Source organism: Micromonospora sp. NPDC049580 (assembly GCF_040675595.1).
Taxonomy (GTDB): Bacteria; Actinomycetota; Actinomycetes; order Mycobacteriales; family Micromonosporaceae; genus Micromonospora.
In genome coordinates, this window is the sequence record NZ_JBFAPG010000455.1 from 1 (window position 1) to 5,214 (window position 5,214).

Sequence of the window (5,214 nt, forward strand, 5' to 3'; positions counted from 1 at the left end):
GGCACGTCGCCGGCGGCGACCGCCAGGGCGCCGAGGGCGACTGCCACCGGGCGTGCACCACCTGGCCGAGGCGGTGGACCCGGCCTGGGCGGTGGACGTGCTGCGCACGAGTCCGGCGGTCACGTCGCTGCGCGTCGAGGACGGCCCGCTGGGGTCGTACGACCTGATCGAGGAGGGGGTGGCGTGAAACCGAGAGTGCTGGTCGCCGGCACCAAGTTCGGCCAGGTGTACCTGCAGGCGTTCCGGCAGCCGGACTTTCCGTTCGAGCTGGCCGGGATCCTCGCCGGGGGCAGCGCGCGGTCGGTGGCCTGTGCCCGGCACTACGGGGTGCCGCTGTGGACCGACGTCGCCCAGGTCCCCGAGGACGTGACGCTGGCCTGCGTGGTCATCCGTGGTGGCCTGCTGGGCGGGCCGGGCGGCGAGGTGGCCCGGGCGCTGATGCGGCGCGGCCTGCACGTGCTGCAGGAGCATCCGCTGCACCACGACGAGCTGGTCGAGTGCCTGCGCACCGCCGGCCGGGCCGGGGTCGTCTACCACCTGAACTCGTTCTACGTGCACACCGCGCCGGTGCGCCGGTTCCTCGCCGCCGCCCGGGCGCTGCTGGCCCGGCAGCCGGCCCGCTACGTCGACGCGGCCTGCGGCTTCCAGGTCGCGTACGCGCTGCTGGACATCCTCGGTCAGGCCCTCGGCGGCGTCCGACCGTGGGGCCTGGGCCCGGCGGTCGAACTGCCCGAGCAGGTACGCCGGCTGTCCCGGGTGGACGTGCCGTTCCGCAGCCTCGACGGGGTGCTCGCCGGTGTGCCGCTGACCCTGCGGGTGCAGAACCAGATGGACCCGGCGGACCCGGACAACTACGCGCACCTGCTGCACCGGGTGACCATCGGCACCGAGGCCGGCAACCTGACCCTCGTCGGCACGCACGGGCCCACGGTGTGGAGCCCTCGGCCGGACTTCCCGCAGCAGGTGCAGGACCGGGGCGTGGGCCGACCGCACTTCGCCGACGGCGACGGCCACGAACCGGACCACCTGGACGTGCCGAGCGCGCAGCCGCTGGCCGACGCGGTGGCGCCCAGCTATCGCAGGGTTTTCGAGGAGGTCTGGCCGGCCGGTGTCGGGTACGCGTTGGGCAACCTGCACGCCGCGGCACTGGGCGGGAGGAAGCTGGCCCGCCACGGCCAGTACCACCTGAGCCTGTGCCAGCTGTGGCAGGACGTCACGGCCCGGCTGGGGCCACCCGAGCTGGTGCACTCCGTACCGCCGCGGATGTTCGTGGCGTCCGACGTGGCCGAGCTGGCCGACGCCGCGGCCGGGGCGGTCGACCCGCCGGTCGGCGCGGAACCGCAGCCGATCGGAGCGCGTCCGTGACCCCCGTCGCGCGGACGTGGCTGCGCTGCTTCCGGCCGCTGCGCTGGCCCGGGCTGCGTCTCGTCTGCTTCCCGCACGCCGGCGGCAACGCCGCGTTCTACCGGTCGTGGTCGGCGCAGGTGCCCGACGACGTCGAGGTGCACGGCGTGCAGTATCCGGGCCGGATGGACCGGTCGGCGGAGCCGTTCGCGGCCGACCTGCCGAGCCTGGCCGAGGGTGTCGCGCAGGCGGTGCGGGCGCTGCCGGCCGACGCGCCTGTCGTCCTGTTCGGGCACAGCCTCGGCGCGTCGGTGGCGTACGAGACGGCACGCCGGTTGGACGGGCCCGGCAGCGTGCTGCGGGCGCTGGTCGTCTCGGGTCGCCCCGGGCCGGGCCGGCTGCGCGCCACAAGCGTGCACCTGGCCGACGACGACACGCTGTGGGCGGAGACCGGCCGCCTCGGCGGCACCGGCCGCGAGGCTCTCGACCACGAGGGCGTACGCGCCATCGCGCTGCCGGTGCTGCGCGCCGACTACCGGATCGCCGAGACGTACCGCCCGCAACCACCCGTGCCGCTGCGAGCGCCGGTGCTGGCCTGCGTCGGCGCGGACGACCCCGAGGTCACCGCCGACGAGGCCGGCGACTGGGCGACGCGCACCCGGGGCGGGTTCACCCTGCACACCTTCCCCGGCGGGCACTTCTACCTGCTGGCACGCCGCAACCAGCTCATCGACACCATCCTGCGGGCCACGCACCGCAGCCCGGTGCCCACCTGGTCGGCGGCCGGCCCGTGATCCCGGCGAGCGTGCACTACCACCGGGCCCGGGACCTCACCGAGGCGCTGGAGCTGCGCCAGGCGTACGGCGACCAGCTGCGGCCGCTGGCCGGCGGGCAGTCGCTGCTGCCGGCGCTCAAGCTGCGCCGGGACCGCGTCGACACCCTGCTGGACCTCGGCCGGGTCACCGAACTGTCGTACGTGGCGCACCGCGACGACCACCTGGCTGTCGGCGCGCTGACCCGCTACCACCGGCTGCTCGACGACCCGCTGGTCGACCGGCACGCCCCGCTGCTGGCGGTCGCGGCCGCGGCGGTCGGTGACCCGCAGGTGCGACACCTGGGCACCGTGGGTGGGGCGCTCGCGCAGGCCGACCCGGCCGCGGACGTGCCGCTGGCCCTGGTCGCGCTGGACGCCGTGGTGGTGCTGCGCAGCGCGACCGGCGTACGGCAGGTGCCCGTCGCCGAGCTGGCCGTCGCGCCGGGTGTGACGGTCTGCCGGCCCGACGAACTCGTCACCGAGGTCCGGGTGCCGCTGCCCGGCCCGGCGCGGTGGCGCTACCGGACGTTCGCCCGGCCGGCGTTGGAGTGGTCCCTGGTGGCCGTCGCCGTCGCCGATTCCCGGGTGGCGCTGGCCGGGATGGGTCCGACCATCCGGCGGGCGTACGGGGTCGAGTCGGCTCTCGCGCAGGGCGCCGGTGTCGCGGTCGCGGCGGCGCGGGCCGACGAGGGGTGCGACCCGCCCGACGACGGGCGGGCCTCGGTCGCGTACCGGCGGCACCTCAGCCGGATGCTGGTGGCCCGTGCCCTGACCGATTCCGGCGCCACTGTGGAGGAACCACGATGAGCATCGACGCCCGGCCCGGTACGACGACCGTCGCCGTCACCGCCACCGTCAACGGCCGCCCGGAGAGCCGCCGGGTGCCGGCGCGCACCCTGCTGGTCCACCTGCTGCGCGAGGAGTTGGGGCTGACGGCCGCGACGGTGGGCTGCGACACCTCCTCCTGCGGTGCCTGCACCGTGCTGTTCGACGGTCGGTCGGTCAAGTCGTGCACTCTGCTGGCCGCGCAGGCCGACGGCGCCGACATCCGCACCGCCGAGGGGCTTGCCGACGGCGACCGGCTGCACCCGGTGCAGGAGGCGTTCCGGGAGCACCACGCCCTGCAGTGCGGCTTCTGCACCCCGGGGATGGTCCTCGCGGTGGTGAGCCTGCTCCAGGAGAACCCGGGGCCGCTCACCGAGCACGACGTGCGGCACGCCCTCAAGGGCAACCTGTGCCGCTGCACCGGCTACCACAACATCGTCCGCGCCGTGCTCGCCCTCGACGAGGCCCGACAGGCCGGATGACCGCCAGAGATCGGAAGGGAGGCCGACCATGTCGGCGCGTTACGTACTCGGGGTGAACATCGGCTTCCACGACTCCAGCGCCGCGCTGGTCCGCGACGGCGCGCTCTGCGCCCTGGTCGAGCAGGAGCGGGTCAGCCGCCGCAAGCACGCGGTGGGCCAGCCGCCCGCCGAGGCGGTCGCCGCGTGCCTGGCGATGGCGGGCATCGCCCCGCAGGAGGTGGACACCGTCGCCATCGGCTGGGACTTCCGGGACATCCCGCTGGGCCGCAACCGACGGTTCACCACCGAGGGGCTGCGGGCGATGCTCTTTCCCGACGACGAGGACCTGAGCATGCCGGCGGTCCGCTGGGTGCCGCACCACGTCGCGCACGCCGCCAGCGCGGCGTACAGCTGCGACTGCGACGAGGCCGCCGTCCTGGTCCTCGACGGCGCCGGCGAGACGCAGTCGACCTCGTTCGGCCGGTACGCCGACGGCGAGATCGAGATCCTGCGGGAGTGGCCCGTGGAGCAGTCGCTGGGCTTCTACTACAACGCCGCCGCCGAGTGGGCCGGGCTGGGCTACTGGGGCACCGGCAAGCTGATGGGCCTCGCCGCCTACGGCAGACCCGGTCCCGGAGCGCCGGTGCGAGGAGTTCCCGGCGGGTACGAGCTGGTCCGCGGCACGCCCACCGCCGAGGTCCCCACCCGACGCGCCGCGACGCTCGGCCCGCTGATGGCCTACTACCCGGCCGTCGCCGAGTCGCTCAAACCCGAGTTCGGCAAGCTGTTCCCGTACGCGCCGCGCACCGGCGAGGAACCCATCGCGTACGCGGACTTCGCCGCGACGATCCAGCAGGGGCTGGAGGAGACGGTGCTGTCCCTGGCCGCCGACCTGCGTCGGCGGGTGGACACCCCGGTGCTGGCGCTCGCCGGCGGGGTGGCGATGAACTGCACGATGATCGGCGTGCTGCTCCGCAGTGGACTCTTCGACCGCGTCTACGTCCCGCCGGTGCCCACCGACGCGGGGGTGTCCCTGGGGGCGGCGCTGGTCGCGGCGCGGGAGTGCGGGGAGTTCACGCCCACCCGCCTCGACCACGCGTACTGGGGTCAGCCGATCACCACGGAGGCCGGCGAGGCGGCGGCCGCGCGCGCCGGCATGGTGCACCGCCGCCTCGGCGACGACGAGTTGGCCCGCTCGGTCGCCGGTGAACTCGCCCGGGGTCGGATCGTGGGCTGGGCGCGCGGCCGGGGTGAGATCGGGCAGCGGGCGCTCGGCGCGCGCAGCCTGCTGGCCGATCCGCGATCCCGGCGCAACCTGGAACGGCTCAACGTGCTCAAGGGCCGGGAGATGTGGCGTCCGGTGGCGCCCAGCATCCTCGCCGAGCACGTGTCGGAGCTGATCGAGGGGCCGGTCGGCGAACCGTCGAGGTTCATGCTGGCCGCCGCGTCGCTGCGCCCGGACGCCCGGCTGCGGGTTCCGGCGGTGACCCACGTGGACGGCTCCGCCCGCCCGCAGACCGTGCACCGCGACACCAACCCCGGCTACTGGGCGCTGATCGAACAGTTCCGGCAGCTCACCGGCGTGCCGGCGGTGGTCAACACGTCCTTCAACCTGGCCGGTGACCCGATCGTGAACTCGGCCGCCGACGCGGTCGACACCTTCGTACGGGCCAAGGAGATCGACCTGTTGGTGCTCGGGGACGCGGTGGTGGCCCGCAGCGAGGCCGACCTGCCGGCCTGACCTGCGAGGGGCCGCCCGACCGGGCGGCC

Annotated in this window: 6 protein-coding genes; all 6 read left to right on the forward strand. The window is 75.1% G+C overall.

The window, feature by feature from the left end; genetic code table 11:
• The coding region (locus AB0J68_RS26655; RefSeq protein ID WP_363941023.1) for a hypothetical protein at positions 1-187 on the forward strand (187 nt) is incomplete at its 5' end.
• Entirely contained in the window at positions 184-1,365 is a 1,182-nt protein-coding gene (locus AB0J68_RS26660; RefSeq protein ID WP_363941025.1) for a Gfo/Idh/MocA family oxidoreductase, read from the forward strand. The genes AB0J68_RS26655 and AB0J68_RS26660, both read left to right, overlap by 4 nt.
• On the forward strand, positions 1,362-2,138 hold the full coding sequence (locus tag AB0J68_RS26665; RefSeq protein WP_363941027.1) for an alpha/beta fold hydrolase: 777 nt from the start codon (positions 1,362-1,364) through the stop codon (positions 2,136-2,138). The genes AB0J68_RS26660 and AB0J68_RS26665 overlap by 4 nt, the downstream gene beginning before the upstream one ends.
• Positions 2,135-2,965, forward strand: a complete 831-nt coding sequence (locus AB0J68_RS26670) for an FAD binding domain-containing protein (RefSeq protein ID WP_363941029.1) — start codon at positions 2,135-2,137, stop codon at positions 2,963-2,965. The genes AB0J68_RS26665 and AB0J68_RS26670 overlap by 4 nt, the downstream gene beginning before the upstream one ends.
• Positions 2,962-3,465, forward strand: coding sequence for a (2Fe-2S)-binding protein (locus AB0J68_RS26675; RefSeq protein WP_355067513.1), 504 nt, complete (start codon positions 2,962-2,964; stop codon positions 3,463-3,465). Before AB0J68_RS26670 ends, AB0J68_RS26675 begins: the two co-directional genes overlap by 4 nt.
• A gap of 28 nt (positions 3,466-3,493) precedes the next feature.
• Positions 3,494-5,185: a carbamoyltransferase C-terminal domain-containing protein gene (locus AB0J68_RS26680; protein ID WP_363941032.1), complete on the forward strand. Its 1,692-nt coding sequence runs from the start codon at positions 3,494-3,496 to the stop codon at positions 5,183-5,185.
• The last annotated feature ends 29 nt before the right edge of the window (positions 5,186-5,214 follow it).

Excerpts from the sequence above, each read along its gene's own strand:
- AB0J68_RS26680 (WP_363941032.1), top strand. The coding sequence starts at position 3,494 with ATGTCGGCGCGTTACGTACTCGGGGTGAACATCGGCTTCCACGACTCC.
- AB0J68_RS26675 (WP_355067513.1), top strand. The coding sequence starts at position 2,962 with ATGAGCATCGACGCCCGGCCCGGTACGACGACCGTCGCCGTCACCGCC.